General features: G+C 69.8%; 38 protein-coding genes. 3 read left to right on the plus strand and 35 right to left on the minus strand.

Annotated features, from left to right (window positions below):
- Positions 1–28: 28 nt before the first annotated feature.
- The 33 genes from OSR43_RS17695 to OSR43_RS17855 all read right to left on the minus strand — a co-directional run bounded on the left by OSR43_RS17695 (position 29) and on the right by OSR43_RS17855 (position 22843).
- Positions 29–1021, minus strand: a complete 993-nt coding sequence (locus OSR43_RS17695; RefSeq protein ID WP_302268072.1) for a TerC family protein — start codon at positions 1019–1021, stop codon at positions 29–31.
- Between the two features lie 225 nt (positions 1022–1246).
- Entirely contained in the window at positions 1247–2068 is an 822-nt protein-coding gene (map, locus tag OSR43_RS17700; protein ID WP_302271710.1) for a type I methionyl aminopeptidase, read from the minus strand.
- 16 nt (positions 2069–2084) lie between these two features.
- Entirely contained in the window at positions 2085–2660 is a 576-nt protein-coding gene (locus tag OSR43_RS17705; protein WP_302268073.1) for an adenylate kinase, read from the minus strand.
- Complete coding sequence (secY, locus tag OSR43_RS17710; protein ID WP_302268074.1) at positions 2657–3952, minus strand: preprotein translocase subunit SecY; 1296 nt, start codon at positions 3950–3952, stop codon at positions 2657–2659. Before secY ends, OSR43_RS17705 begins: the two co-directional genes overlap by 4 nt.
- A gap of 205 nt (positions 3953–4157) precedes the next feature.
- Positions 4158–4598 carry a 50S ribosomal protein L15 gene (gene rplO / locus OSR43_RS17715; protein WP_302268075.1) on the minus strand — a complete coding sequence of 147 codons (441 nt, stop codon included), beginning with the start codon at positions 4596–4598 and terminating at the stop codon, positions 4158–4160.
- A gap of 1 nt (position 4599) precedes the next feature.
- Positions 4600–4782: a 50S ribosomal protein L30 gene (rpmD, locus tag OSR43_RS17720; RefSeq protein WP_165228353.1), complete on the minus strand. Its 183-nt coding sequence runs from the start codon at positions 4780–4782 to the stop codon at positions 4600–4602.
- The gene (rpsE, locus tag OSR43_RS17725) at positions 4782–5402 is read right to left on the minus strand and encodes a 30S ribosomal protein S5 (protein WP_302268076.1); all 621 of its coding nucleotides are present in this window, start codon (positions 5400–5402) and stop codon (positions 4782–4784) included. The genes rpmD and rpsE overlap by 1 nt, the downstream gene beginning before the upstream one ends.
- Before the next feature lie 37 nt (positions 5403–5439).
- Positions 5440–5823 (minus strand): 50S ribosomal protein L18, encoded by a 384-nt coding sequence (gene rplR, locus OSR43_RS17730; protein ID WP_300952985.1) that lies wholly within the window; start codon positions 5821–5823, stop codon positions 5440–5442.
- Positions 5824–5825: 2 nt separating this feature from the next.
- A complete protein-coding gene (rplF, locus tag OSR43_RS17735) occupies positions 5826–6365 on the minus strand; it encodes a 50S ribosomal protein L6 (protein ID WP_302268077.1) in 540 nt (179 codons plus the stop codon).
- A gap of 30 nt (positions 6366–6395) precedes the next feature.
- Positions 6396–6803 (minus strand): 30S ribosomal protein S8, encoded by a 408-nt coding sequence (gene rpsH, locus OSR43_RS17740; protein ID WP_166195670.1) that lies wholly within the window; start codon positions 6801–6803, stop codon positions 6396–6398.
- 79 nt (positions 6804–6882) lie between these two features.
- Entirely contained in the window at positions 6883–7068 is a 186-nt protein-coding gene (locus OSR43_RS17745) for a type Z 30S ribosomal protein S14 (protein WP_011757321.1), read from the minus strand.
- A 1-nt stretch (position 7069) separates the two neighbouring features.
- Positions 7070–7642 carry a 50S ribosomal protein L5 gene (rplE, locus tag OSR43_RS17750; RefSeq protein ID WP_302268079.1) on the minus strand — a complete coding sequence of 191 codons (573 nt, stop codon included), beginning with the start codon at positions 7640–7642 and terminating at the stop codon, positions 7070–7072.
- Entirely contained in the window at positions 7642–8001 is a 360-nt protein-coding gene (gene rplX / locus OSR43_RS17755; RefSeq protein WP_302268080.1) for a 50S ribosomal protein L24, read from the minus strand. Before rplX ends, rplE begins: the two co-directional genes overlap by 1 nt.
- Before the next feature lie 3 nt (positions 8002–8004).
- Complete coding sequence (rplN, locus tag OSR43_RS17760) at positions 8005–8373, minus strand: 50S ribosomal protein L14 (RefSeq protein ID WP_116570784.1); 369 nt, start codon at positions 8371–8373, stop codon at positions 8005–8007.
- Between the two features lie 97 nt (positions 8374–8470).
- Positions 8471–8746 (minus strand): 30S ribosomal protein S17, encoded by a 276-nt coding sequence (gene rpsQ, locus OSR43_RS17765; protein ID WP_166195674.1) that lies wholly within the window; start codon positions 8744–8746, stop codon positions 8471–8473.
- A complete protein-coding gene (gene rpmC, locus OSR43_RS17770) occupies positions 8743–8988 on the minus strand; it encodes a 50S ribosomal protein L29 (RefSeq protein ID WP_302268082.1) in 246 nt (81 codons plus the stop codon). The genes rpsQ and rpmC overlap by 4 nt, the downstream gene beginning before the upstream one ends.
- Complete coding sequence (gene rplP, locus OSR43_RS17775) at positions 8988–9407, minus strand: 50S ribosomal protein L16 (protein WP_302268083.1); 420 nt, start codon at positions 9405–9407, stop codon at positions 8988–8990. The genes rpmC and rplP overlap by 1 nt, the downstream gene beginning before the upstream one ends.
- 4 nt (positions 9408–9411) lie before the next feature.
- Entirely contained in the window at positions 9412–10251 is an 840-nt protein-coding gene (gene rpsC / locus OSR43_RS17780; protein WP_166195678.1) for a 30S ribosomal protein S3, read from the minus strand.
- Entirely contained in the window at positions 10251–10691 is a 441-nt protein-coding gene (gene rplV / locus OSR43_RS17785) for a 50S ribosomal protein L22 (protein WP_302268084.1), read from the minus strand. The genes rpsC and rplV overlap by 1 nt, the downstream gene beginning before the upstream one ends.
- Positions 10688–10969 carry a 30S ribosomal protein S19 gene (rpsS, locus tag OSR43_RS17790; protein ID WP_302268085.1) on the minus strand — a complete coding sequence of 94 codons (282 nt, stop codon included), beginning with the start codon at positions 10967–10969 and terminating at the stop codon, positions 10688–10690. Before rpsS ends, rplV begins: the two co-directional genes overlap by 4 nt.
- 5 nt (positions 10970–10974) lie before the next feature.
- Entirely contained in the window at positions 10975–11811 is an 837-nt protein-coding gene (gene rplB, locus OSR43_RS17795) for a 50S ribosomal protein L2 (RefSeq protein ID WP_302268086.1), read from the minus strand.
- A 31-nt stretch (positions 11812–11842) separates the two neighbouring features.
- The gene (gene rplW, locus OSR43_RS17800) at positions 11843–12148 is read right to left on the minus strand and encodes a 50S ribosomal protein L23 (protein WP_302268087.1); all 306 of its coding nucleotides are present in this window, start codon (positions 12146–12148) and stop codon (positions 11843–11845) included.
- The gene (rplD, locus tag OSR43_RS17805) at positions 12145–12816 is read right to left on the minus strand and encodes a 50S ribosomal protein L4 (RefSeq protein WP_302268088.1); all 672 of its coding nucleotides are present in this window, start codon (positions 12814–12816) and stop codon (positions 12145–12147) included. Before rplD ends, rplW begins: the two co-directional genes overlap by 4 nt.
- 2 nt (positions 12817–12818) lie before the next feature.
- On the minus strand, positions 12819–13487 hold the full coding sequence (gene rplC, locus OSR43_RS17810) for a 50S ribosomal protein L3 (protein WP_302268089.1): 669 nt from the start codon (positions 13485–13487) through the stop codon (positions 12819–12821).
- An 11-nt stretch (positions 13488–13498) separates the two neighbouring features.
- Positions 13499–13807 (minus strand): 30S ribosomal protein S10, encoded by a 309-nt coding sequence (gene rpsJ / locus OSR43_RS17815; protein ID WP_154615492.1) that lies wholly within the window; start codon positions 13805–13807, stop codon positions 13499–13501.
- A gap of 410 nt (positions 13808–14217) precedes the next feature.
- Positions 14218–14940, minus strand: coding sequence for a tRNA (guanosine(46)-N7)-methyltransferase TrmB (gene trmB / locus OSR43_RS17820; RefSeq protein WP_302268090.1), 723 nt, complete (start codon positions 14938–14940; stop codon positions 14218–14220).
- A 90-nt stretch (positions 14941–15030) separates the two neighbouring features.
- A complete protein-coding gene (tuf, locus tag OSR43_RS17825; RefSeq protein WP_300952933.1) occupies positions 15031–16224 on the minus strand; it encodes an elongation factor Tu in 1194 nt (397 codons plus the stop codon).
- Positions 16225–16324: 100 nt separating this feature from the next.
- Positions 16325–18436, minus strand: a complete 2112-nt coding sequence (gene fusA / locus OSR43_RS17830; protein ID WP_302268094.1) for an elongation factor G — start codon at positions 18434–18436, stop codon at positions 16325–16327.
- 75 nt (positions 18437–18511) lie between these two features.
- A complete protein-coding gene (rpsG, locus tag OSR43_RS17835) occupies positions 18512–18982 on the minus strand; it encodes a 30S ribosomal protein S7 (protein WP_300952935.1) in 471 nt (156 codons plus the stop codon).
- 1 nt (position 18983) lies between these two features.
- Positions 18984–19358, minus strand: coding sequence for a 30S ribosomal protein S12 (gene rpsL / locus OSR43_RS17840; protein ID WP_011757353.1), 375 nt, complete (start codon positions 19356–19358; stop codon positions 18984–18986).
- Between the two features lie 193 nt (positions 19359–19551).
- The gene (locus OSR43_RS17845; RefSeq protein WP_302268095.1) at positions 19552–20856 is read right to left on the minus strand and encodes an MFS transporter; all 1305 of its coding nucleotides are present in this window, start codon (positions 20854–20856) and stop codon (positions 19552–19554) included.
- Positions 20853–21299, minus strand: a complete 447-nt coding sequence (locus tag OSR43_RS17850) for a MarR family winged helix-turn-helix transcriptional regulator (protein WP_302268097.1) — start codon at positions 21297–21299, stop codon at positions 20853–20855. The genes OSR43_RS17845 and OSR43_RS17850 overlap by 4 nt, the downstream gene beginning before the upstream one ends.
- Before the next feature lie 110 nt (positions 21300–21409).
- Entirely contained in the window at positions 21410–22843 is a 1434-nt protein-coding gene (locus OSR43_RS17855; protein ID WP_302268098.1) for an NCS2 family permease, read from the minus strand.
- A 49-nt stretch (positions 22844–22892) separates the two neighbouring features.
- On the opposite strand from OSR43_RS17855, the gene OSR43_RS17860 reads away from it, so the two are divergent.
- Together OSR43_RS17860 and OSR43_RS17865 are read left to right on the plus strand one after the other, a co-directional pair.
- On the plus strand, positions 22893–23186 hold the full coding sequence (locus OSR43_RS17860) for a DUF2530 domain-containing protein (RefSeq protein WP_302268100.1): 294 nt from the start codon (positions 22893–22895) through the stop codon (positions 23184–23186).
- Entirely contained in the window at positions 23179–23811 is a 633-nt protein-coding gene (locus tag OSR43_RS17865) for a bifunctional 2-polyprenyl-6-hydroxyphenol methylase/3-demethylubiquinol 3-O-methyltransferase UbiG (protein ID WP_302268101.1), read from the plus strand. Before OSR43_RS17860 ends, OSR43_RS17865 begins: the two co-directional genes overlap by 8 nt.
- A gap of 10 nt (positions 23812–23821) precedes the next feature.
- Here the strand turns inward: OSR43_RS17865 and OSR43_RS17870 are convergent, their stop codons facing one another.
- Positions 23822–24598 (minus strand): DUF3027 domain-containing protein, encoded by a 777-nt coding sequence (locus tag OSR43_RS17870; RefSeq protein ID WP_302268102.1) that lies wholly within the window; start codon positions 24596–24598, stop codon positions 23822–23824.
- A 91-nt stretch (positions 24599–24689) separates the two neighbouring features.
- Between OSR43_RS17870 and OSR43_RS17875 the strand changes: the two genes are divergently transcribed.
- The gene (locus OSR43_RS17875; RefSeq protein ID WP_302268103.1) at positions 24690–26279 is read left to right on the plus strand and encodes an MFS transporter; all 1590 of its coding nucleotides are present in this window, start codon (positions 24690–24692) and stop codon (positions 26277–26279) included.
- Between the two features lie 13 nt (positions 26280–26292).
- Here OSR43_RS17875 and OSR43_RS17880 read toward each other — a convergent pair whose 3' ends face one another.
- Complete coding sequence (locus OSR43_RS17880; RefSeq protein WP_302268104.1) at positions 26293–26688, minus strand: cold-shock protein; 396 nt, start codon at positions 26686–26688, stop codon at positions 26293–26295.
- Between the last annotated feature and the right edge of the window lie 55 nt (positions 26689–26743).

Consider the following 26743-nt stretch of genomic DNA (forward strand, 5'->3'; position numbering starts at 1 on the left):
AACGCCGACCCGGCCCCGCCCTATTCCGTCACTCCGAGGGCTTGGGCGCCGGCGGGTTGGAGGCCGTCATCTCGGCCTTCTCGTCGCGCCGAGTCTTGGCCAGGCTCAGCCACGCGGTGATCGCCAGGGTCAGGATGATGACCGCGAGGCTCGCCAGGGTGGGCACCTCGAAGCCGATGACGTGGCCCTCGTGCAGCGCGTGGACGATCAGCTTGACGCCGATCCAGGCCAGGATGAACGCGAGCCCGAGCGAGAGGTAGACCAGCCGCTGCAGGAGCCCGCCGAGCAGGAAGTAGAGCTGGCGCAGGCCCATCAGCGCGAAGACGTTCGCCGTGAAGACGAGGTACGGCTCCTGGGTGATGCCGAAGATCGCCGGGATCGAGTCGAGCGCGAACATGATGTCCGTGGCACCGAGCGCGACGATCACGATGAGCATCGGGGACACGACGCGGACGCCGTTCTCCTTCCACCACAGGCTCAGGCCGCGGTAGTCCTCGGCGACGTTGAGCCGGCGCTGGGCGAACTTCACCAGGCGGTTCTCCTCCGGGTGCTCCTCCTCGCCGCCCCGGTAGCTGCGCACCAGGCTGACGGCGGTGTAGATGAGGAACGCGCCGAAGATGTAGAAGACCCACGAGAAGTTCTCGACCAGCTGGTAGCCGACCGCGATGAAGATCGCGCGGAAGATCAGCGCCAGGATGATGCCCACCATCAGGGCTTCCTGCTGGTACTTGCGCGGCACCGCCAGCGCCGACATCAAGACGATGAAGACGAACAGGTTGTCGACCGACAGCGAGTACTCCACCAACCAGCCGGTGTAGAACTCGATCCCGAAGTCGTGCCCGTGGAAGATCCACACCCAGGCGCCGAAGATGATCGCCGCACCGACGTAGATGCTCAGGTAGACCGTGCACTCGCGCAGCGAGGGCTCGTGCGGCTTGCGGGCGATGACGACGACGTCGAAGAGCAGCACCGCGACGGTGATGCCGATCGTGATGCCCCACTCGAGGGCGGAGACTTCCACAGGGTTCCTCCTGGTCAGGCGGACGACAGAACGTCAGAGGTCTCTTCCGCCGCGGTGGCGACCCACGGCCCCGGACCGGTTCGGATCACCGGACGTGCTGACGAGACCGCGGCGAAGGAATACTCCCCCCTGCGGGGGACATCCTCGCACGGGCTTGGGGGTGCGTTACCCATCCCGGGCGTCCGCGACCCCCGCGGGCCGGGCGGTGCGAGCGGGCCGGGCGGCTCAGGAGCCGCCGTACGGCACGCCGAGCGCGGTCAGGGCCGCCTCGCCGCCGTCGAGCGCGGTGAGCACCCAGGCGCCGCGCTCGGTGAGGGTGAAGCTGTGCTCGAAGTGGGCGGCCCAGGTGCCGTCGTCGGTGACGACCGTCCAGTCGTCGGCGAGCGTCGAGACGTCCTTGCCGCCGAGGGTGACCATGGGCTCGACCGCGAGCGCGAGGCCGCGGACCAGCTTGGGGCCGCGGCCCGGCCGGCCGTAGTTGGGGACGTCGGGCGGCTGGTGCATGGCCGAGCCGATGCCGTGGCCGGTGTAGTCCTCGAGGATCCCGTAGGACCCCTGCGAGCGCACGTGCTGCTCGACGGCGTGGGAGATGTCGGTGACCCGGCCGCCCAGGCGGGCTGCCGCGATCCCGCGCCACATCGCCTCCTCGGTCACCCGCATCAGCTCGGTGACCTCGGCCGGCACGGCGCCGACCGCGACCGTGACCGCGGCGTCGCCGTGCCAGCCGTCGACGATGGCCCCGCAGTCGATCGAGACCACGTCGCCCTCGGCCAGCACGCGGTCGCCGGGGATCCCGTGGACGACCTCGTCGTTGACCGAGGCGCAGATCGAGCCGGGGAAGCCGTGGTAGCCCTTGAACGACGGCGTCGCGCCGGAGGAGCGGATGTTGTCCTCGGCGATGGCGTCGAGCTCACCGGTGCTGGTGCCGGCGCGGACGTGGCCGCGCAGCAGCTCGAGGGTCTCCCCCACGACCAGCCCGGCGCGTCGCATCGACGCGATCTGCTCGGGGGTCTTGATCTCGACGCCCCGGTCGCGCAGCCCCATCAGCCCGGCCCCGTCCCGGTCAGGACTCGGGGATGGCGTCGAGGGCGTCGAAGATCCGCTTCGTGACCTCGTCGACCTCGCCCATGCCGTCGACCGAGACCAGGATGCCGCGCTCGCCGTAGACCGCGATGAGCGGCTCGGTCTGCTCGACGTACACCTCCTGGCGACGCCGGATGACGTCCTCGGTGTCGTCGGCCCGGCCCTCGACCTGCGCGCGCTGGAGCAGCCGCTGGACGATCTCGTCGGCGTCGACGGTCAGGCAGACCACGGCGTCGAGGGAGTGGCCGGTGAAGGCGATCATCCCGTCGAGCTCCTCGACCTGCGCGAGGGTGCGCGGGTAGCCGTCGAGCAGGAAGCCGGGCTTGGCGTCCTCCTCGTCGATGCGGTTGCGCACCATCCGGTTGGTGACCTCGTCGGGGACGTACTCCCCCGCGTCCATGTAGCGCTTGGCCTCGATGCCCAGCTCGGTCCCCTGGGAGACGTTGGCGCGGAAGATGTCACCGGTCGAGATCGCGGGGATGCCGAAGTGCTCGGCGACGAACTTCGCCTGGGTGCCCTTGCCGGCTCCCGGGGGGCCCATCAGGATCAGCCTCAACGGAGGAACCCTTCGTAGTTGCGCTGCTGGAGCTGGCTCTCGATCTGCTTCACCGTGTCGAGGGCGACGCCGACCATGATCAGGATCGACGTGCCGCCGAACGGGAAGTTCTGGTTGGCGTTGATCAGCACGAGCGCGATCAGCGGGATCAACGAGATCAGACCGAGGTAGACCGCGCCCGGCAGCGTGATGCGGGACAGGACGTAGGACAGGTAGTCCTCGGTCGGCTTGCCCGCCCGGATCCCGGGGATGAAGCCGCCGTACTTCTTCATGTTGTCGGCCACCTCGGTCGGGTTGAAGGTGATCGACACGTAGAAGTAGGTGAAGAAGACGATGAGCAGGAAGAAGACCGCCATGTAGAGCGGGTTGTCCCCCGTCACGAAGTACTTGTTGATGAAGCGCAGCGGCGCGGAGTCCGCGTTGCTGTTGAACTGCACCGCCATGGCGGGCAGGTAGAGCAGCGACGAGGCGAAGATGACCGGGATGATGCCGGCCTGGTTCACCTTGAGCGGGATGTAGGTCGAGCTGCCGCCGAACATCTTGCGGCCGACCATCCGCCGGGCGTACTGCACCGGGATCCGCCGCTGGGCCTGCTCGATGAAGATGACCGCGGCGACGATCACGAGGCCGACGATCAGCACGATGCCGAAGGTCCACCAGCCCTGCTGCTTCTGGACGTCCCACATCGAGGCCGGGAACGTCGCGACGACCTGGGTGAAGATCAGGATCGACATGCCGTTGCCGACGCCGCGCTCGGTGATGAGCTCGCCGAGCCACATGATGACGGCCGTGCCGGCGGTCATCGTGACGACCATGACGAGGAACGTCCCGGTGCCGTTGCTGTGCAGCAGCGGCTCGGTGCATCCCTGCAGCAGGTTGCCCGAGCGCGCGAGGGCGACGATGCCGGTGGCCTGGAGGAGCGCGAGCCCCAGCGTCAGGTACCGGGTGTACTGGGTGATCTTGGTCTGGCCCGCCTGGCCCTCCTTCTTCAGCGCCTCGAGCCGTGGGATGACCACGACGAGCAGCTGCAGGATGATGCTGGCGGTGATGTAGGGCATGATCCCCAGCGCGAAGATCGTCAGCTGGAGGAGCGCCCCGCCCGAGAACAGGTTGATCAGGTTGTAGACGCTGTTGTCCTCGACCTGGTCGATGCAGGACTGGACGTTGCCGACGTTCACACCGGGCGCGGGGATCTGGGACCCGAGCCTGAAGATCGCCACGATCATCAGGACGAAGAGCAGCTTGCGCCGCAGGTCCGGAGTCCGGAATGCGTTCACGAACGCGCTGAGCACGAAGTTCCTCTTTTCCCTGCTGGAGGCCGCCTCCCGGCGACCGGCGAGCCCCGGAAGCCTAACAGGCAGGTGTCGCTGTCACGTCTCCGACCGGGGTGGTCGGGACGCTGGTGGAGAGTGACGTACCGGATGGTGATGCGCGGAAGGGGCGCGGCACGAGCCTGCTGAGTTCAGCAGCCGCGCCGCGCCCCTCCCGGGACAACGATCACAGGACGGTGGTCGTGCCGCCTGCAGCCTCGATCTTCTGCTTGGCGGAGGCGGAGAACGCGTTCGCGCTCACCTGGACCTTCACCGAGATGTCGCCCTGGCCGAGGACCTTGACCGGGTGACCGTCACGGACGGCACCGCGGGCGATGAGGTCCTCGACGGTGACCTGGCCACCCTCGGGGAACAGCTCGCCCAGGCGGTCGAGGTTGACGACCTGGAACTCCACCTTGAACGGGTTCTTGAAGCCCTTGAGCTTCGGGAGCCGCATGTGGAGCGGCATCTGGCCACCCTCGAAGGCGGAGGGGACCTGGTAGCGAGCCTTGGTGCCCTTGGTACCGCGGCCCGCGGTCTTGCCCTTGGAGCCCTCACCGCGACCCACACGGGTCTTCGCGGTCTTGGCGCCCGGGGCGGGACGCAGGTGGTGCAGCTTGAGCGTCATGTCAGTCGACCTCCTCGACCGTCACCAGGTGACGGACGGTGTGGACCATGCCCCGGATCTCCGGGCGGTCCTCCTTGACGACCACGTCGCCAATCCGCTTGAGACCGAGCGTGCGCAGGGTCTCGCGCTGGTTGGCCTTGCAGCCGATCGTGGACTTCTTCTGCTGGACCTTCAGCTGCGCCATCAGGAGGACACCTCCTCGGAGACACCCGCCGGCACCTCGAGGCGAGCCCGGAGGAGCGCCGCCGGGGCGACGTCCTCGACCCGCAGCCCACGACGGGCCGCGACGGCCTCCGGCTGCTCGAGCATCCGCAGGGCCTCGACCGTCGCGTGGACGATGTTGATCTGGTTCGACGACCCGAGCGACTTGCTCAGGATGTCGTGGATGCCGGCGCACTCGAGGACCGCACGGACCGGGCCACCGGCGATGACGCCGGTACCGGGCGCGGCCGGACGCAGCATGACGACGCCAGCCGCCTTCTCGCCCTGGACCGGGTGCGGGATCGTGCCCTGGATGCGGGGGACGCGGAAGAAAGCCTTCTTCGCCTCCTCGACACCCTTGGCGATCGCCGCGGGCACCTCCTTGGCCTTGCCGTAGCCGACACCGACCAGACCCTCGCCGTCACCGACGATGACCAGGGCGGTGAAGCTGAAGCGACGGCCACCCTTCACGACCTTGGCGACACGGTTGATCGCAACGACGCGCTCGATGTAGGCGGTCTTGTCAGCAGCCTGGCCACCGCGACGGTCGTCGCGGTTGCCTCGGCGCTCGCCACCGCGCTGACTGCGCTGGGCTCCGCTCATGAGACTGTTCCTCTTCTCTCTCTTGCAGCTCTTGCGATCAGAAGGTCAGGCCGCCCTCGCGGGCGCCGTCGGCCAGGGCCGCGACGCGACCGTGGTACTTGTTCCCGGCGCGGTCGAAGACCACGCCGTCGATACCGGCAGCCTTGGCACGCTCGGCGACGAGCTCGCCGACGCGCTTGGCCTTGGCGGTCTTGTCACCCTCGAAGCCCCGCAGGTCCGACTCCATGGTGGAGGCGTACGCGAGGGTCTGGCCGACGTTGTCGTCCACGACCTGCACGGTGATGTGCTTCGCGGAACGGGTGACGACCAGGCGAGGGCGCTCGGCGGAGCCGGCGACCTTCTTGCGGCCACGGGCCTGACGACGCAGGCGCGACTTGACCCGGGCAGCCGTGTGCTTGTTGTTCTTGAGCGAGATGGCCATGGTCACTTACCAGCCTTTCCGACCTTGCGGCGGATCTGCTCGCCGGCGTAACGGACGCCCTTGCCCTTGTAGGGCTCGGGCTTGCGCAGCTTGCGGATCTTCGCGGCGGTCTCGCCGACGAGCTGCTTGTCGATGCCCTGGACGCCGAGGCGGGTCGGGCCCTCCACCGTGAACGTGATGCCCTCGGGGGCGTCGAACACGATCGGGTGCGAGTAGCCGAGCTGGAACTCCAGCTGGGTCGGACCCTTGGAGAGGACGCGGTAGCCGACGCCCACGATCTCGAGCTTCTTCTCGTAGCCCTCGGTGACGCCGACGACCATGTTGTTGACCAGCGTGCGGGTCAGGCCGTGCAGCGACTTGCTGATGCGCTCGTCGTCGGGCCGCTTGACGTCCAGGACGCCCTCGCCCTGCTCGACGGTGATCGGCTCGGCGACGGTGTGGGACAGGGTGCCCTTGGGCCCCTTGACCGTCACGACCGGGCCGGTGATCGCCACGTCGACGCCGGACGGGACCGCGACGGGGAGCTTGCCAATACGCGACATGCTTCTAGTACTCCTTCGCAGTTCTCGTCGTCACCAGACGTAGGCGAGGACTTCCCCACCCACGCCCTTCTGGTTGGCCTGGCGGTCGGTCAGCAGGCCCTGGCTGGTCGAGATGATCGCGACACCCAGGCCGCCGAGCACCTTCGGGAGACCCGTGTGCTTGGCGTACACCCGGAGACCGGGCTTGCTGATGCGGCGGACGCCCGCGATGGAGCGCTCGCGGTTGCGGCCGTACTTGAGGGTGATGGTCAGCGTCTTGCCGACCTCGCCCTCGGTCGGCTCCTTCACCTCGAAGGAGGTGATGTAACCCTCCTGCTGGAGGATCTCCGCGACGCCCTGCTTGAGCTTGCTGTACGGCATGGACACCGCGTCGTGGTACGCCTGGTTGGCGTTGCGCAGACGAGTAAGCATGTCTGCGATCGGGTCAGTCATCGTCATGGCCGTGAGGCCCTTTCTCCACCGTGGTTTCGCACCTGCATCTCAGGTGCGACCTGCAGCGATCGTTGTAGAGGGTTGATTACCAGGAGGACTTGGTCACGCCGGGCAGCTCGCCACGGTGGGCCATCTCCCGCAGGCAGATCCGGCACAGGCCGAACTTGCGGTAGACGGCCTTCGGGCGGCCGCAGCGCTGGCAGCGGGTGTAGCCGCGCACAGCGAACTTCGGCTTGCGGGCGGCCTTGACCTTGAGGGCGGTCTTCGCCATGTCAGTTCTCCTTGAACGGGAAGCCGAGCTGCTTGAGCAGCGCCCGACCCTGGTCGTCGTTGGTGGCCGTGGTCACGATCGTGATGTCCATGCCGCGCGACCGGTCGATCCGGTCCTGGTCGATCTCGTGGAACATGACCTGCTCGGTCAGACCGAACGTGTAGTTGCCACGGCCGTCGAACTGCTTGGGCGAGAGGCCGCGGAAGTCGCGGATGCGGGGCAGCGCGAGCGACAGCAGCCGGTCGAGGAACTCCCACATGCGGTCGCCGCGCAGCGTGGTGTGCGCACCGATCGGCATGCCCTCGCGCAGCTTGAACTGCGCGATCGACTTGCGGGCCTTGGTGACGAGCGGCTTCTGGCCGGTGATCGCGGTGAGGTCCTTGACCGCACCCTCGATCAGCTTGGAGTCACGAGCCGCCTCGCCGACGCCCATGTTGACCACGATCTTCACCAGACCGGGGACCTGCATGACGTTGCCGATCTCGAACTCGCTCTGCAGCGCCGGGAGGATCTCCTCGCGGTACCGCGTCTTCAGCCGCGGGGTGGCCGCAGCGGAGGTCTGGGTCTCGGTCATCAGATTTCCTTGCCGGTCTTGCGCGAGATGCGGACGCTGCGCTCAGCCTGGTACGTCGAGCCGTCCGGGCGGCGCTTGGTGACCTCGTCGCGACGGAAGCCGACGCGCGTCACGCCGTCACCCTCGACGAGCATCACGTTGGAGACGTGGATCGGGGCCTCGGCGGTGATGATCCCGCCGGTGCTCGTGGTGCCACCCTGGTTGACGGCCTTGGTGTGCCGCTTCATCCGGTTGACGCCCTCGACGACCACCCGGTTCTCCTCACGGAGGACCTTGATGACCTTGCCCTCGGCACCCTTGTCCTTGCCTGCGATCACCTTGACGGTGTCGCCCTTCTTGATGTTCACGCTCTTCGCCATGACTCAGAGCACCTCCGGCGCGAGCGAGATGATCTTCATGAACTTCTTCTCGCGCAGCTCGCGGCCCACGGGGCCGAAAATGCGGGTGCCTCGCGGCTCGCCGTCGTTCTTGAGGATCACGGCGGCGTTCTCGTCGAAGCGGATGTACGAACCGTCGGCACGGCGGCGCTCCTTGACGGTGCGCACGACGACGGCCTTGACGACGTCACCCTTCTTGACGTTGCCACCGGGGATCGCGTCCTTCACGGTGGCGACGATGACGTCGCCGATACCGGCGTAGCGCCGACCCGAGCCACCGAGAACACGGATGCAGAGGATCTCCTTCGCACCGGTGTTGTCGGCGACCTTGAGTCGCGACTCCTGCTGGATCATCAGTTTCTCCTGGTTGTCGTGCCGGTTCTCGACGACTCACGGTCGTCGAGCCTGGCCGAACTTGTCGTGGACCTCCCGCCGGTGGGCGGGGAGGGTGCTACTTGGCCTTCTCGAGGATCTGGACGACGCGCCAGCGCTTGGTCGCCGACAGCGGGCGGGTCTCCATGAGGAGCACGCGGTCGCCGATGCCGCACTCGTTGGCCTCGTCGTGCGCCTTCAGCTTGCTCGTGCGGCGCATGACCTTGCCGTACAGGGCGTGCTTGACGCGGTCCTCGACGGACACGACCACGGTCTTGTCCATCTTGTCGCTGACGACCAGGCCCTCGCGGACCTTGCGGGAGCTGCGCTCCGCGGTCGGGGTCTGCTCGCTCATGCGGCACCATCCTCGTTGTCCGTACCCGGAGCGGTGCGGATGCCGAGCTCGCGCTCGCGCACCACGGTGTAGATCCGGGCGATGTCCTTCTTGACCGTGCGGAGCCGGCCGTGGCTCTCCAGCTGGCCGGTGGCCGCCTGGAACCGGAGGTTGAAGAGCTCCTCCTTGGCCTCGCGCAGCTTCGCCTCGAGGTCGACGTCGTTGAGCTCGTCGAGCTCGTGGGCCTTCGTACCGTTGGCCATCAGAATTCACCCGCCTCTCGCGAGATGAACCGGCACTTCATCGGGAGCTTGTGCATCGCGCGGCGCATGGCCTCGCGAGCGACGTCCTCGGTGACACCGGAGAGTTCGAACATGACGCGGCCGGGCTTGACGTTCGCCACCCACCACTCGGGAGAGCCCTTGCCGGAACCCATGCGGGTCTCGGCCGGCTTCTTGGTCAGCGGGCGGTCGGGGTAGATGTTGATCCACACCTTGCCGCCACGCTTGATGTGGCGCGTCATCGCGATACGCGCCGACTCGATCTGGCGGTTGGTCACGTAGTGACCCTCGACCGCCTGGATGCCGAAGTCACCGAACGCGAGCGTGGTGCCACCCTTGGCCATACCGGTCCGCTTGGGGTGGTGCTGCTTGCGGTGCTTGACACGACGGGGCATCAGCATGAGGTCAGCCCTCCTGGGTCTCTGCCGGGGTGGTGGCCTGGGCGGTGTCGCCGCCGGCCGGCGCCTCGGTCACGGCCGGGGCGTCGCCGCCGCGGTCGGAACGGGTGGGGCGGTCACCGCGCGAGCCACGGCTCGGGCGCTCGCCACCACGGGTCGGACGGCCACCGCGGCCGGGGACACCGGCGCGGGCAGCGGCCTGGGCCTGGCGCTCGGCACGGGTGCCGGCGACCTCGCCCTTGTAGATCCAGACCTTCACGCCGATGCGGCCGAAGGTCGTGCGGGCCTCGTAGAAGCCGTAGTCGATGTCCGCACGCAGGGTGTGCAGCGGGACGCGACCCTCGCGGTAGAACTCGGTGCGCGACATCTCGGCGCCGTTGAGGCGGCCGGAGCACTGGATCCGGATGCCCTTGGCACCCGAGCGCATCGTCGTCTGCATCGCCTTGCGCATGGCTCGGCGGAACTGCACACGACCCGAGAGCTGCTCGGCGACGCCCTGGGCGACCAGCTGCGCGTCGACCTCGGGGCTCTTGACCTCGAGGATGTTCAGCTGGACCTGCTTGCCGGTCAGCTTCTCGAGCTCGCCGCGGATGCGGTCGGCCTCGGCGCCACGGCGACCGATGACGATGCCCGGACGCGCGGTGTGGATGTCCACCCGGACGCGGTCACGCGTGCGCTCGATCTCGACCTTGGAGATGCCGGCCCGCTCCATGCCCTTGGAGAGCAGCTTGCGGATCGCGACGTCCTCGCCGACGTAGGACTTGTACAGCTTGTCGGCGTACCACCGGGACTTGTGGTCGGTGGAGATGCCGAGGCGGAAGCCGTTCGGGTTGATCTTCTGGCCCATCAGGCACTCTTTCCGTTCTTCCGGGCGGTCTTCTTCGCCGCGACCACGCCAGCCGGCTGGACGACGAGCGTGATGTGGCTCGTGCGCTTGTTGATGCGCGTCGCACGACCCTGGGCGCGGGGGCGCCACCGCTTCATCGTCGGACCCTCGTCGACCTGCGCGACCGAGACGACCAGGTCGGCACGGTCCAGGCCCTCGGTGGTCTCGGCGTTGGCGATCGCGCTCTCGAGGACCTTGTAGACGGTCTCGGAGGCGGCCTGCGGAGCGAACTGCAGCAGGGCCAGGGCCTCGTCGACACCCATGCCGCGGACCATGTCCACGACGCGGCGTGCCTTCATCGGCGTGATCCGCGTGAAGCGGGCGCTGGCGAAGGCGCCCGGCTGGTCGCCGAGGAGCGACTCGCGGCGCGCGCTCGTGCGCTGACGTTCGGTGACACTCATCGACGGCGTCCCTTCCGGTCTTCCTTGACGTGCCCGCGGTAGGTGCGGGTGGGGGCGAACTCGCCGAGCTTGTGGCCGACCATCGAGTCGGTCACGAAGACCGGCACGTGCTTGCGGCCGTCGTGGACGGCGATCGTGTGGCCGATCATCGCCGGGACGATCATCGAGCGGCGCGACCAGGTCTTGATGACGTTGTGGCTGCCCTTCTCGTTCTCGGCGTCCACCTTCTTCATCAGGTGGTCGTCGACGAAGGGGCCCTTCTTCAGGCTGCGAGGCATGTCAGTTACTTCCTACCCTTGCCGGACTTGCGGCGACGAATGATCTGGGAGTCGGAGGCCTTGCGCTTGCGCGTACGACCCTCCGGCTTGCCCCACGGGGACACCGGGTGACGACCACCCGAGGTCTTGCCCTCGCCACCACCGTGCGGGTGGTCGACCGGGTTCATGACGACACCGCGGACGGTCGGGCGCTTGCCCTTCCAGCGCATGCGGCCGGCCTTGCCCCAGTTGATGTTCGACTGCTCGGCGTTGCCGACCTCGCCGACCGTCGCGCGGCAGCGGACGTCGACGAAGCGCATCTCGCCCGAGGGCATGCGCAGCGTGGCGCGGCTGCCCTCACGGGCGACCAGCTGGGCGCTGTTGCCGGCGGAGCGGGCGATCTTCGCGCCGCCGCCCGGGCGGAGCTCGACGCAGTGGATCGTCGAGCCGACCGGGATGTTGCGCAGCGGCAGGTTGTTGCCGGGCTTGATGTCGGCGTTCGGGCCGGACTCGACCGCGGTGCCCTGCGTCAGGCCCTTGGGCGCCACGATGTAGCGCTTCTCGCCGTCGGCGTAGTGCAGCAGCGCGATGCGCGCCGTGCGGTTCGGGTCGTACTCGATGTGCGCGACCTTGGCGGGGACGCCGTCCTTGTCGTAGCGACGGAAGTCGATGATGCGGTACGCACGCTTGTGACCGCCGCCCTGGTGCCGGGTGGTGATCCGGCCCTGGTTGTTGCGGCCGCCCTTCTTGGGCAACGGACGCGTCAGCGACTTCTCCGGCGTCGTCCGGGTGATCTCGACGAAGTCGGCGACCGACGAGCCACGACGGCCCGGGGTGGTCGGCTTGTACTTGCGGATAGCCATTTAGCTCAGTCCTCTAGTCCTGGGTGCCCGGTCAGGAGACCGGACCTCCGAAGATGTCGATGCGGTGGCCCTCGGCGAGGCTGACGATCGCGCGCTTGGTGTCCTTGCGCTTGCCGATGCCCGTGCGGGTACGGCGCGTCTTGCCGGGGCGGTTGATCGTGTTCACGGAGGTGACCTTGACGCCGAAGACCTTCTCGACCGCGATCTTGATCTCGGTCTTGTTGGCGTCGGGGCGCACCAGGAACGTGTACTTGTTCGCGTCGAGGAGCCCGTAGCTCTTCTCCGAGACGACCGGGGCGAGCAGGATGTCGCGGTGGTCCTTGTGCAGGGTGCTCACTGGGAGGCCTCCTCGGTCTGCGCGTCGTCGGCCGGGGCCTCGACGATGGTGGCCTTGCGCTCGGAGGCGCGGGCGGCACCGGTGACGAACGCGTCGTACGCGCCCTGGGTGAAGACCACGTCGTCGGACGCCAGCACGTCGTAGGTGTTGAGCTGGTCGACGGCGACGATGTGCACCTCGGGGGCGTTGCGCAGCGACAGCCAGGTGACGGTGTCGGTGCGCTCGAGCACCACGAGGAAGCGGTTGCGGTCGGACAGACCGGCGAGCGCGGCGATGGCGGCCTTGGTCGAGGGCGCGGTGCCCTCGACGAGACCCTCGACCACGTGGATCCGGTCGTTGCGCGCCCGGTCGGAGAGGGCACCGCGCAGGGCAGCGGCCTTCATCTTCTTGGGGGTGCGCTGGTCGTAGCTGCGCGGCTGCGGGCCGTGGACGGTGCCACCGCCGGCGAACTGCGGCGCGCGGGTCGAGCCCTGACGGGCGCGGCCGGTGCCCTTCTGCTTGTAGGGCTTGCGTCCACCACCGCGGACCTCGCCGCGGGTCTTGGTGGAGTGGGTGCCCTGACGGGCAGCGGCCTGCTGGGCGACGACGACCTGGTGGATCAGCGGGACGTTGACGGCAACGTCGAAGATCTCGGCAGGAAGGTCGACCTTGACGGTCTTGGCGGCCATGCTCACGCCTCCTTGCCAGTAGAAACGGACTTGGCGGACGTGCGGAGGACCACGAGGCCGCCCTTGGGGCCGGGGACGGCGCCCTTGAGCAGGATCAGGCCCTTCTCCACGTCGACGGCGTGGACGGTCACGCCCTGGGTGGTGACGGTGTCGTTACCCATGCGGCCCGACATCCGGGTGCCCTTGAACACGTGGCCCGGGGTGGCGCAGGCGCCGATCGAGCCGGGCTTGCGGTGGTTGCGGTGCGCACCGTGCGAGGCGGAGACACCGGAGAAGCCGTGGCGCTTCATGGTTCCGGCGAAGCCCTTGCCCTTGCTGGTGCCCGTCACGTCGATCTCCTCGCCCGCGGCGAAGGTGTCGACGGAGAGCTCCTGGCCCACGGTGTACGCCGTGGCGTCGGCCGTGCGGATCTCCAGCAGGTGGCGGCGGGGGGTGGTGCCGGCCTTGGCGAAGTGCCCGGCCTGCGGCTTGGTGACCTTGCGGCCCTCGATCTCGCCGAACCCGACCTGGACGGCGTTGTAGCCGTCGGTCTCGGGCGTGCGGACCTGGGTGACCACGTTGGTGGCCGCGGCGACCACGGTCACGGGGACGACGCGGTTGTTCTCGTCCCAGAGCTGGGTCATGCCGAGCTTGGTGCCCAGCAGGCCCTTCACGTTGCGTTCGATAGTCATCTCGTCAGACCTCAGAGCTTGATCTCGATGTCGACGCCGGCCGGAAGGTCGAGCCGCATGAGCGAGTCGACGGTCTTCGGCGTGGGGTCGATGATGTCGATGAGGCGCTTGTGGGTGCGCATCTCGAAGTGCTCGCGGGAGTCCTTGTACTTGTGGGGCGAGCGGATGACGACGAAGACGTTCTTCTCCGTCGGCAGCGGCACCGGGCCGGCCACGCGGGCGCCCGTGCGGGTCACCGTGTCAACGATCTTCCGCGCCGAGGTGTCGATCACCTCGTGGTCATAGGCCTTGAGCCTGATGCGGATCTTCTGTCCCGCCATAGGTCTCTCTCGTCCTTACTTCTCATCTGCCGCGTGCATGTCCCGGGACGTCCCCCGGTTTGGGTCTGTCCCGCCCTGGCCCCACCACCCGAACCCCCGACCCCCGCGGTCGGGCGTGTCGCGACCTCTGGACGTGACACAGGACCGGGATCCTGCTGGGTTCTTGCGCTGGCGCCCGACGGTTCGTCGGGCTGATCGGGTCTCCTGGTCCAGCGCGGCGCACAGCCGACCACCGAACTCGTTCCAGGCCCGGCGGACCGGGGGCGGGAGACGCGATTCAGAAGTCAAGATGTGCGGCGCGCCCCGGCGACCCGCCGGAGCAACCGGACCATCTTGGCAGAGATCAGGACCGGGACCAAATCCGCCGGCACTACCCCGGCCCGCCGGCCGCGCGACGTACGACACGCCGCTCAGGTGCGGCGGTAGCAGAAGTCGGTGATCGTGCGCCCGGCCTCGGTCCCCTTGCGCTCGAACCGGGTGACCGGCCGCTCGGCCCAGCGCTCGACGACGCCGCCCTCGAGCGCCGGCTCCGCGTCGAGCACCTCCTGCATCTGCTCGGCGTAGTCCGCCCAGTCGGTCGCGAGCCGCCACACCGCGCCCGGCCGCAGCCGGCTCGCCGCGAGCCGCGCGAAGTCCGGGGAGACCAGGCGCCGCTTGTGGTGGCGGGTCTTGCGCCACGGGTCGGGGAAGAACGTCCACAGCTCCTCGACCTCCCCCTCCCCCAGCAGGTGCTCCATCGACCAGACCGCGTCGACGCCGCAGAGGCGCACGTTCTCCGCGCCGGCCTCGGCGAGCTTCCACAGCGTGTCGGCGACGCCGGGGCGCCAGACCTCGAACGCCAGCACGTCGTACGTCGGTCGCGTCGCCGCCAGCGCGGCCGTCGCCTCGCCGACCCCGGAGCCGATCTCGACGACCAGCGGCGCGCGCCGCCCGAACCACTGCTCGAGGGAGAACCCGGGCCGGTCGACGGCCTCGTCGGGGATGACCCACGCCTCCTGGTGCGCGGCCCACGCCTCGGCCTGCCGCGGGGTGAACCGGCTGCCCCGGCGCGAGTAGCTGAGCACCTCACGCATCCGCCGACCGTCCTCGGTCAGCTTGTGGTGCGGGCGGGCGGGGGTGACGGGGCGCTCCATGGGACCTTTCCTCGGGAATGCAGATCGGCCCCGGACCACAGGGGTCCGGGGCCGATCTGGTGTGTCAGGTGCGGTCAGCGACCGCGGGGATCACTTGGTGATCTTGGTGACCCGGCCGGCGCCGACGGTGCGGCCACCCTCACGGATCGCGAACCGCAGGCCCTCGTCCATCGCGATGGGCTGGATGAGCTCGACCGACATCTCGGTGTTGTCACCCGGCATGACCATCTCGGTGCCCTCGGGGAGGGTCACCACGCCGGTCACGTCCGTCGTGCGGAAGTAGAACTGCGGGCGGTAGTTGTTGAAGAACGGCGTGTGGCGGCCGCCCTCCTCCTTCGAGAGGATGTAGACCGAGGCCTCGAAGTTGGTGTGCGGGGTCGTGGTGCCCGGCTTGATGACGACCATGCCGCGCTCGACGTCCTCGCGCTTGGTGCCACGGAGGAGCAGACCGACGTTCTCACCGGCCTGGCCCTCGTCGAGCAGCTTGCGGAACATCTCGACGCCGGTGACCGTGGACTTCATCGAGCCCTCGCGGATGCCGACGATCTCGACCTCCTCGTTCACCTTGACGATGCCGCGCTCGATGCGACCGGTGATGACGGTGCCACGACCGGTGATCGTGAAGACGTCCTCGACGGGCATGAGGAACGGCTTGTCGGTCTCACGCTCGGGGGTCGGGATGTAGTCGTCGACCGCCTGCATGAGCTCGGCGATCGAGTCGCCCCACTTGGCGTCGCCCTGCAGGGCCGGGAACGCCGCGACGCGAACGACCGGGATGTCGTCGCCCGGGAACTCGTACTCGCTGAGGAGCTCGCGCACCTCCATCTCGACGAGCTCGATGAGCTCCTCGTCGTCGACCATGTCGCACTTGTTGAGCGCGACCACCAGGGCGGGGACGCCGACCTGGCGCGCGAGCAGCACGTGCTCGCGGGTCTGCGGCATCGGGCCGTCGGTGGCGGCGACCACGAGGATCGCGCCGTCCATCTGGGCCGCGCCGGTGATCATGTTCTTGATGTAGTCAGCGTGACCCGGGCAGTCGACGTGCGCGTAGTGACGCGACTCGGTCTGGTACTCGACGTGCGCGATCGAGATCGTGATGCCGCGCTGACGCTCCTCGGGAGCCTTGTCGATGTCCTCGAACGCCGAGGCGGCGTTCAGGTCCGGGTGCTTGTCGTGCAGGACCTTGGTGATCGCCGCGGTCAGCGTGGTCTTGCCGTGGTCGATGTGACCGATCGTGCCGATGTTGACGTGCGGCTTGGTCCGCTCGAACTTCGCCTTAGCCACGGTGGGCTCCTCCTGGTGTGGTTGTTACCTGACTCGTACTAGCTGGGTGGTGCCGAGGGTCCGGTCCCCCGAACAAGGATGTTCAGCGGACCGGCGAGGATCACTCGCCGCGGACCTTCTTGATGATCTCGTCGGCGATGTTCGTGGGAACCTCGGCGTACGAGTCGAACTCCATCGAGTACGACGCCTGCCCGGAGGTCTTGGACCTCAGGTCGCCAACGTACCCGAACATCTCGGAGAGCGGCACGAGGGCGTTGACGACGATGTCGCCGTGACGCTCCTCCTGCGCTCGGATCTGGCCCCGTCGGCTGTTGATGTCGCCGATGACCGTGCCGAGGAAGCTCTCCGGCGTGGTCACCTCCACGGCGAACATCGGCTCGAGCAGGACCGGCTTCGCCATGCGGGCGGCCTCCTTGAAGGCCTGGTTGCCGGCGATCTTGAACGCGAGCTCGGAGGAGTCGACGTCGTGGTAGGCGCCGTCCTCGAGCGAGAACTTCACGTCGACCATGGGGAAGCCGGCGAGGATGCCGAACTCCATGGCCTCCTGGCCACCCTGGTCGACCGAGGGGATGTACTCCTTCGGCACGCGTCCACCGGACACGTTGTTCACGAACTCGTAGCCCGCACCGGTACCGGTCTCGGGGTCGATGTTCGGGCCGAGGGAGACGACGACCTTCGCGAACTGACCCGAACCACCGGTCTGCTTCTTGTGGGTGTAGCTGTGGTTCGTGACCTCCTTGCGGAGGGTCTCGCGGTAGGCCACCTGCGGCTTGCCGACGGTCGCCTCGACGCGGAACTCGCGCTTCATCCGGTCGACGAGGATCTCCAGGTGGAGCTCGCCCATGCCGGCGATGATCGTCTGGCCGGTCTCCTCGTCGGTCTTGACCGTGAAGGTCGGGTCCTCGTCGGAGAGGCGCTGGATCGCGAGACCCAGCTTCTCCTGGTCGGACTTGGTCTTGGGCTCGATCGCGACCTCGATCACCGGGGCCGGGAAGGTCATCGACTCGAGCACGACCTGGTTCTGCGGGTCGCAGAGGGTGTGACCGGTCTTGGTGTCCTTCAGGCCCATGACGGCGACGATCTGGCCGGCGCCGACCGACGCGATCTCCTCACGCTTGTTCGCGTGCATCTGGTAGACCTTGCCGATCCGCTCCTTCTTGCCGTTGACCGAGTTGACCACGGTCGAGCCGGCCTCGAGCTTGCCCGAGTAGACGCGGACGTAGATCAGCTTGCCCAGGTGCGGGTCGGAGGCGATCTTGTAGGCGAGGCCGGAGAACGGCTCGTCGTCGGAGGGCTTCCGCGCGATCTCGACGGCCTCGTCCTTCGGCGAGTGGCCGATGATGGCCTCGATGTCGAGCGGCGAGGGCAGGTACTTGACGACCGCGTCGAGCAGGGGCTGCACGCCCTTGTTCTTGAACGCGGTGCCGCACAGGACCGGGTTGACCTTGTCGGCCAGGGTCGCGCGGCGGATCGCGGCCTCGAGCTCCTCGACGGAGAGGTCCTCGCCCTCGAGGTACTTCTCCATGATGGCGTCGTCGGCCTCGGAGAGGGTCTCGAGGAACTTCTCGCGGTACTCGGCGGCCTGCTCGGCCATGTCCGCGGGGATCTCCTCGACCGAGTAGTCCTCACCCATCTTGGTCTCGCCGCGCCAGGTCAGGGCACGCATGCCGACCAGGTCGACGACGCCGAGGAAGTCGCTCTCGGCACCGATGGGGAGCTGCAGGACCAGCGGGGTGGAGTTGAGGCGCTCGACCATCATGTCGACGCAGCGGAAGAAGTCCGCACCGGTGCGGTCGAGCTTGTTGACGAAGCACATGCGGGGGACGGAGTACTTGTTGGCCTGGCGCCACACCGTCATCGTCTGCGGCTCGACACCGGCGACACCGTCGAACACCGCGACGGCGCCGTCGAGGACGCGCAGCGAGCGCTCGACCTCGGCCGTGAAGTCCACGTGGCCGGGGGTGTCGATGATGTTGATCTGGTGGTTCTTCCACCAGCAGGTCGTCGCGGCGGACGTGATGGTGATGCCGCGCTCCTGCTCCTGCTCCATCCAGTCCATCGTGGCCGCGCCCTCGTGGACCTCACCGATCTTGTAGGTGATGCCGGTGTAGAACAGGATGCGCTCGGTGGTGGTGGTCTTGCCGGCGTCGATGTGCGCCATGATGCCGATGTTGCGGACCGTGTTGAGGTCCGTGGTGATGTCGACTGCCACGTTAGTCAGCGTCCCTTGAAAGAAGTGGGTGGTTGCGGGTGGAGCGGGGGCGACCTGCGCCGCCCCCGCCCGAGGTCACCAGCGGTAGTGCGCGAAGGCCTTGTTCGACTCGGCCATCTTGTGGGTGTCCTCACGCTTCTTCACCGCGGCACCGAGGCCGTTGGACGCGTCGAGGATCTCGTTCATCAGGCGCTCGGACATCGTCTTCTCGCGACGGTCCTGCGCGTAGCCGACGAGCCAGCGCAGCGCGAGCGTGGTGCCGCGCGTGCCCTTGACCTCGATCGGGACCTGGTAGGTCGCACCGCCGACGCGGCGGGACTTGACCTCGATGGCCGGCTTGACGTTGTCCATCGCACGCTTGAGCGTCACGACGGGGTCGGTGCCGGTCTTCTCGCGGCAGCCCTCGAGCGCGGAGTAGACGATGCGCTGGGCGACCTGCTTCTTGCCGTCCTGCAGCACCTTGGAGACGAGCTGGGAGACCAGCTGCGACCCGTAGACCGGGTCGACGTCGATCGGCCGCTTCGGGGCCGGACCCTTGCGCGGCATGTCAGCTCTTCTCCTTCTTCGCGCCGTAACGGCTGCGAGCCTGCTTGCGGTTCTTCACGCCCTGGGTGTCGAGCGTGCCGCGGATGATCTTGTAGCGCACACCGGGGAGGTCCTTCACCCGGCCGCCGCGCACGAGCACGATCGAGTGCTCCTGGAGGTTGTGGCCCACACCCGGGATGTACGCCGTGACCTCGACGCCGCTGGACAGGCGCACGCGGGCGACCTTGCGGAGGGCGGAGTTCGGCTTCTTCGGGGTGGTGGTGTAGACGCGCGTGCAGACGCCTCGGCGCTGCGGCGAGCCCTTCAGGGCAGGCGTCTTGTTCTTCGACACCTTGTCCTGGCGGCCCTTGCGGACCAGCTGCTGAATGGTGGGCACCGGGTGGTTCCCCTTCTTTGTCGGCTCTCAGTACGCGGCACGGTGCTGCGCACGATGTCCTGCTGGTGTGCCGGGTGGTGCTCCCAACCGGCGCTGCTCGCCCCCGAGGTCGGGCGTGTCGCCCGACACGGCGCCACCACCGGGGCGGTGGCGAGGCTTGCGTGCTCCAAGTACGACGGTCCGTTCCCGCCGACTACTTCTGCGCACGCGCAACGGCCTGGTTGTCCCAGACACGAGGACCGAGGTTACCCGGCGCCCCTACGGGGGTCAAAACGCGCGAGAGGCCGCCCGAGCGGGCCAGGTACCACGCCACCGCCAGGGCCACGCCGACCAGGGTGATCGCCCCTCCGCCCACGAGGGTCCAGCGGGCACCGAAGGTCTCCCCCACCCAGCCCACGACGGGCGCGCCGAGCGGGGTCCCGCCCATGAAGATCATCAGGTAGAGGGCCATCACGCGGCCCCGCAGCGCGGGCGCGGTGGAGACCTGCATGAGGGTGTTGGCGGCGGTGATCATGGTGAGCGCGGACAGGCCCAGGGCGGGCATCCACACCGCGAACGCGACGTACGTCGGCAGCAGCCCGGCGACGACCTCGGCGACGCCGAAGACCACCGCCGCACCGACCACCAGCCGCAGCCGCACCACCGGGCGGCGGGCCGCGAGCAGCGCGCCGGTCAGCGAGCCGACGGCCATGAAGGTGCCGAGCAGCCCGTACTCCGTCGCGCCCTTGCCGAAGACGTCGGTGGCCATCAGGGCCGAGGTCATCTGGAAGTTCAGGCCGAAGGTGCCCACGACGAAGACCACGACCAGCACCAGGACCAGGTCGGGCCGCCCGGCGACGTACCGCACCCCCTCGCGGATCATCCCGGGGTGCCGGCGCTGGGTGGGAGCGGGCGTGAGGCGGCTGGCGTCCATGCCGCGCAGCGCCAGGATCGGCGCGAGGTAGGTGACCGCGTTGACCATGATCACCCAGCCGGTCGCCTCGGTGCCGCCGCCCAGCGCGCCGATCAGCACGCCGGCGATCGCCGGGCCGACGATGCGGGCGGCGTTGAACGAGGCGGAGTTGAGGCCCACGGCGTTGGTCAGGTCGTCGGCGGTGACGATCTCGCTGACGAACGACTGGCGCGCCGGGGCGTCCATCGCGGTGCCGATGCCGAAGACCAGGGCGAGGACGTAGACGTGCCAGACCTCGGCGACGCCGGTCGCGGCGAGGAGGCCGAGGAGGAACGCCGGCACCGCCATCATCACCTGGGTGACCTGCAGCAGCTGGCGCTTGGGGAAGCGGTCGGCGACGACGCCCGCGAAGGGCGAGAGGAGCAGGGCGGGCAGGAACTGCAGACCTGTCGTGATGCCGACGGCGGTGCCGCCGTTCACGGCGAGGTGCAGCACCAGCCAGTCCTGGGCCACGCGCTGCATCCAGGTGCCGGTGTTGGAGACGACGGCACCGGCGGCGTACCGGCGGTAGTTGGGGTTGGCGAGGGAGCGGAAGGTGGGGCTCAAGCGTTGGCCAGTCTTTCCAGGATCGGGGCGGCCCGGCGCAGGACCGCTCGTTCGTCGGGGGTCAGCTCGCGCAGCCGCCGGGTCAGCCACTCGTCGCGGCGGCGGCGGTCGGCGAGCACGGTGGCGCGACCGGTGTCGGACAGCTCCACGACGACCTGGCGGCCGTCGGACTCGTGCGGGCGGCGGGTGACGTACCCACCCTGCTCGAGGCCGTTGACCGTCCGGGTCATGCTCGGCGGCTGGACCCGCTCCGCGGCGGCGAGCTCGCCGACGGTGAGCCCGCCGTGGCGGAAGAGGCAGCCGAGGACGCCCATGTGGGCGATGGACAGCTCGTTGTCGGGGTGGCGCTCGCTCGCGAGCCGCCGGCGCAGCCGCATGACGGACAACCGGAGCTCCGACGCCAGTCCGGCGTCGGTGCGGGCGATCTTCTCCACGGTGGGCATGTCGTTAGCGTAACTCATTACCCTTGCTAACTATTCCGACGAGGAGAGGCCCTCCCCCGGTGACGGGGAAGGGCCTCTGCGACGGGGTCCGGTCCGGCGACCGGCGGCGGTCAGGTGAGCCAGTCGGTGAGCGGGTCGATCGCGAAGTACACGACGAAGAGCACCCCGACCAGCGCCATCAGCGGGTGGATCTCCCGCGCCTTGCCGACGACCAGCTTGATCAGCAGGTAGGCGAGGAAGCCACCGCCGATGCCGGCGGTGATCGAGTAGGTGAACGGCATCAGCACGATGGTCAGGAACGCCGGGATGGCGATCTCCAGGTCGTGCCAGCTGATCTCGGTGACCTGCTGCATCATCAGGAAGCCGACGAGGACCAGCGCGGGGACCGCCGCCTCGGACGGGATCGCCTCGACGATCGGCGTGAAGAACGTCGCGAGCAGGAACAGCACTCCGGTCACGATCGAGGACAGCCCGGTGCGCGCGCCCTCGCCGACGCCGGAGGCCGACTCGATGTAGGAGGTGTTCGACGAGACGCCGCCGGCGCCGCCCGCGATCGCCGCGACCGAGTCGACGACGAGGATCCGCTCGGCGTGCGGCGGGACGCCCTCGGCGTCGTTGAGCCCGGCCTCCGCGCCGATCGCGGTCATCGTGCCCATGGTGTCGAAGAAGTCGGCGAGCATGAGCGAGAAGACCAGCAGCAGCGCCGCGACGATCCCGATGGAGTCGAAGGCGCCGAAGAGCGAGAACTCCCCCAGGGTGCCGAAGTCGGGGACGTCGACGAACCCGTCGAAGGACGGCACGGTCAGCGACCACCCGCCCGGGTTGTCGGCGCTGCGCCCGCCGAGGTCGAGGACGGCGTCGAGCACGACCGCCACGACCGTCGCCACGACGATCGTGATCAGGATGGCGCCCTTCACGCGACGTACCCACAGGGCGATCAGCAGCAGCAGGCCGGCCGCGAAGACCAGCACCGGCCAGCCCTCGAGCCGCCCGCTGGTGCCGAGCTGGACCGGGACCGTCGACTGTGCGACGTCCGGGATCCGGCTGACGAAGCCCGAGTCGACGAAGCCGATGAGTGCGATGAACAGGCCGATGCCGACCGAGATGGCGACCTTCAGCTGGGTCGGGACGGCGTGGAAGACCGCGGTGCGGAAGCCGGTCAGCACCAGCACGAGGATCACGATGCCCTCGAGGACGACCAGGCCCATGGCGTCGGCCCAGGTCGACTGGGCCGCGATGGAGACCGCGACGAAGGCGTTGAGGCCCAGGCCCGCGGCGAGCGCCAGCGGGAAGTTGGCCACCGCGCCCATCAGGATCGTCAGCACGCCGGCGACCAGTGCGGTGCCGGCGGCGATGGCGGGGAGGTTGGGACCGTCGGCGCCGCCGGCGAGGAAGTTGCCCTCGGAGTCCTGGACGTAACCGAGGATGAGGGGGTTCAGGACGATGATGTAGGCCATCGTCAGGAAGGTCACGACGCCGCCGCGGACCTCCTGGCCGATCGTCGAACCACGCTCGCTGACGCGGAAGTAGGAGTCGATGCTCACGGGCGGTCAGCATGTCAGACCCGGCGGCCCCCGGAGTACCTTGTCTCGCGTGGAGCTCCGCGACGACCAGCCGACGCAGCACGAGTTCGGCAGCCGGACCTTCCACGTCGCCGACGTCGAGCCGCTGGACGTCGACGGCGTCCGCACGGTCGAGGTCGGCGTCGCGCTCTGGCTCGTCGGGTTCCTCGCGCTGCTGCCCTTCTACGGCCGCCTCGCCGACGACGGCCGCACCTGGTGGCTGTGGACCTGCCTGGCCGGCTTCGGGCTCGGCCTGTTCGGGCTGGAGTACTGCCGTCGCCGCCGCAGGGCCCGCGTCGCCCGCGACGAGCAGCGGGATGGCTGAGCCCGTCCGGCGGGTCGCCGACGGGGACCCGCCGCCGACCAGGTGGGCTCTGGCGGGCTCCGCCCGGGGCGGGTACGCCGAGAACTTCGCGCGCCTGGTGGAGGCCGGCGCAGACGTGGACGGCGAGGCGCGGCTGGCCGACGCCCTGCTCCCCCGCGGCGCCCGCGTGCTCGACGTCGGCTCCGGGATGGGCCGGGTGGCCGCGGCCCTCGCCGACCGCGGGCACGACGTGCTCGCGGTGGAGCCCGACCAGGACCTGGTGGCCCAGTCGCGGCGCACCTATCCCGCGCTGGAGGTCGTTGAGGCCGACGTCCTGGCCCTCTCCCCCGCAGACGTCGGCACGTTCGACCTGGTCGTGTGCGTCGGCAACGTGCTGGTCTTCCTCGCCGAGGGCACCGAGCGGCGCGTCCTCGCGCACCTGCGCTCGCTGCTGGCCCCGGGTGGCCGCGTGCTCGCCGGGTTCCACCTGAGCGGCGCCCCGGCGGCCGCACGCCGCTGGTCCGCCGCGGACTTCACCGCGGACGCCGCGGCGGAGGGGCTCCGCGTCGACCTGCGCGCCGGCAGCTACGAGCTGCACCCGCCGGACGACTCCTACGCCGTCTGGCTGCTCTCGGCCGCCGACTGACCCCCGAGGGTCAGAAGCGCTCGAGGTCGTCGAGGGTGATCGTGTCGATCACGGGCTCGGGGAGCGGCTGCGGCTCGTGCTTCTTGGCCAGCCGGACCTCGGAGTGGGCACCGCAGCCGTGGTCGAAGGACACGACCCGGCCGTCGTCGTTGGCGTCGCCGTTGGCGCAGACTCCGAACAGCTCCGAGAGCGGGCCGTTGATGCGCAGCAGGAAGCCGCAGGTGGTGCACGGCTCGGGCGCGGCCTGGGCCAGCGGCGAGGACGGGCCCTGGTCGCCGTCGTACCACCGCTGCGCGGCGGCCTCGCGACCCTCCGGCGAGAGCGTCCGGACCCGGCCGAGGCCGAGGTCCTGGGCGACCTGGCGCACCTGGGCGCGGTCGTCGGCGTCGAGCGGGTCGTCGCCGTAGGAGTACGTCGGCACGAGGCGCGGGTCGTCGTCCTCGACGGGCAGCAGGTCGCCGGGGCCGAGGTCGCCGGGCTTGATCCGCTCGCGGTAGGGCACCCACGGCGGGGCGACGATCGCGTCGTCGCCGGGCATCAGCACGACCTCGTCGACCGTCACGTTCTTCTGGCGGGGCGCCCGGGCCACGGTCACCGACCAGTGCCAGCCGCGGTAGCCCGCGCGCTCGCAGGCGAACAGGTGGGTGACCAGCCGCTCGCCCTCGACGACGTGGCCGAGGTGCTCGCCGACGTCGGCGGGGCCGACCTCGTCCACGAGGGCGGCGCGGGCGACGTCGACCGCCGCCACGGCGGCGGAGTCGGGCTTGGCGCGCACGAGAGTCGTCACGGACCAGAGTGTGACTGATCGCCCCACGCTCTGCCATCTCGGGGCGGGTGTCGGCACCGGGCGGCCTCCGGGGGCACGGCAGGATGGGCCCATGACGTCCGACCGTCCCGAGCCCGGCCCGGCCGCCGACGGGGCGGCCGACGGCGCGGCTGGAGCCAGCAGCAGCGGGCGGGGCGCCGGGGCGGGCAGCGGGCTGGGCACCGGGTTGGGCACCGGCGCGCGCGCCACCGCCCGTGGCGTCGCCGCGGCCGGACGGGCGACCGGGCGGGCCAGCCGCTACCTGGGCCGGCAGGCGACCCGCGCGGCGAACGCCGAGGGCGCCGGCGAGTCCGGGCTCGCCCGGCTCATCCAGATGCACTTCTTCAACACCGCGGGCGACGCGGCCGTCGCGATCTCGCTGGCCGGCTCCCTGTTCTTCCAGGTGCCCTCCGGCGAGGCGCGCGGCCAGGTCGCGCTGTTCCTCGGGCTGACGATGCTGCCGTTCGCGGTGGTCGCGCCGCTGATCGGGCCGTTCCTCGACCGGTTCGCCCACGGCCGCCGGTGGGCGATCGGCGCGACGATGGCGCTGCGCGCGTTCCTCTGCTGGGCGCTGGCGACGTCGGTGACCGGCGACTCCCCCTGGCTCTTCGCCGCCGCGCTCGGCGTCCTCGTCTCCTCCAAGGCGTACGGCGTGACGCGGGCCGCCGCGGTACCGCGTCTGCTCCCGGCGGGCTTCACCCTCGTCAAGGCCAACGGGCGGGTGAGCCTCTCGGGGATCGTCGGGGCCGCCGTTTCGGCCCCGCTCGCGGGGCTGGCCTCCCTCGCGGGCCCCGAGTGGAGCCTGCGCTACGCGTTCCTGCTCTTCGTCCTCGCCACCGTCTGCGCGATCCGCCTGCCGGCCGCCGTCGACTCCAGCGTCGGCGAGGAGGACATGGTGCTGCGCGGGTCGACCGGCGCCGAGCCGGGGCGCCGGACGCGCACCCGGATCCCCGCGGCGGTGGCGTTCGCGCTGCGGGCCAACTGCGGGCCGCGGTTCCTCTCCGGCTTCCTGCTGATGTTCATGGCGTTCCTGCTGCGCGAGAACCCACCCGAGACGTCGCTGTCCGCCGAGGTGATGATCGGCCTGGTCGTCGGCGCCGCCGGGCTCGGCAACACCGCCGGCGTCGCGGCCGCCTCCATGCTGCGGCGGATCAACCCCGCGCTCACCGTGGTGCTCGCGCTGGTCGCCGACCTGGTCGCGGTGCTGCTCGCCACGCTGTTCTACGGCGTCCTGTGGCTGGCCGTGCTGGGCCTGACCGCCGGGCTCGCGCAGTCGCTCGCGAAGTTCTGCCTCGACTCCACGATCCAGCGCGACATCCCCTCGCGGGTGCAGGCCAGCGCGTTCGCCCGCAGCGACACCACGCTGCAGGTGGCCTGGGTGGTCGGCGGGTTCATCGGCATCGCGCTGCCGCTGGAGCCCGCCCGGCTCGGGCTCGGCGTCGCGGTCGCGGTGCTCGGCGCGTGGACGGCGTACGTCCTGCTCGGCCGACGCTCGGCCGCGGCCCGCGCCGCGCACCCGTACGACGACCAGCCGGCGGACCAGCCGGCGCCCGGCGGTGTCGAGCACGCTCAGCCCGACCAGCCGACGCGGTCCCCCGTGGCGTACGACGACCTGCCCGACACCCAGCCGATGCCGCGGCTGCGCCGGGACGGGCCGACCTAGCCGGTCCGGCCGCTCAGAGCTCCAGCTCGTCGGCGAGCGCGCGGAGCAGCTTGGCGGTCGGGGCGGCGGTGCGGCTGTCGGGATGACGGCCGTGGCGGTAGGCCTCCCCCACGCCGTCGAGGAGGCGGATCAGGTCCTCGACGATCGGGGCCATCTCCTCGGGCCGGCGCCGACGGGCGGCCTGCTGCTGGCGCGAGACCGAGGCCGGCCGGTCGAGGATGCGGACCTTGAGGGCCTGGTCGCCGCGGCGGCCCTGGGCGATGCCGAACTCGACGCGGGTGCCCGGCTTGACCGTGGTGATGCCCTCGGGCAGGGCGTCGGCGTGGACGTAGACGTCCGGCCCGTCCTCCTGGGACAGGAAGCCGAAGCCCTTGCCGGCGTCGAACCACTTCACCTTGCCAGTGGGCACGGTCTGACCTCTTCTGCTCGCTGCGCGCCGGCGACCTGCCGGGCGACGGCACAGC

The sequence above is a fragment of the Nocardioides sp. Arc9.136 genome, from assembly GCF_030506255.1.
Classification (GTDB): domain Bacteria; phylum Actinomycetota; class Actinomycetes; order Propionibacteriales; family Nocardioidaceae; genus Nocardioides.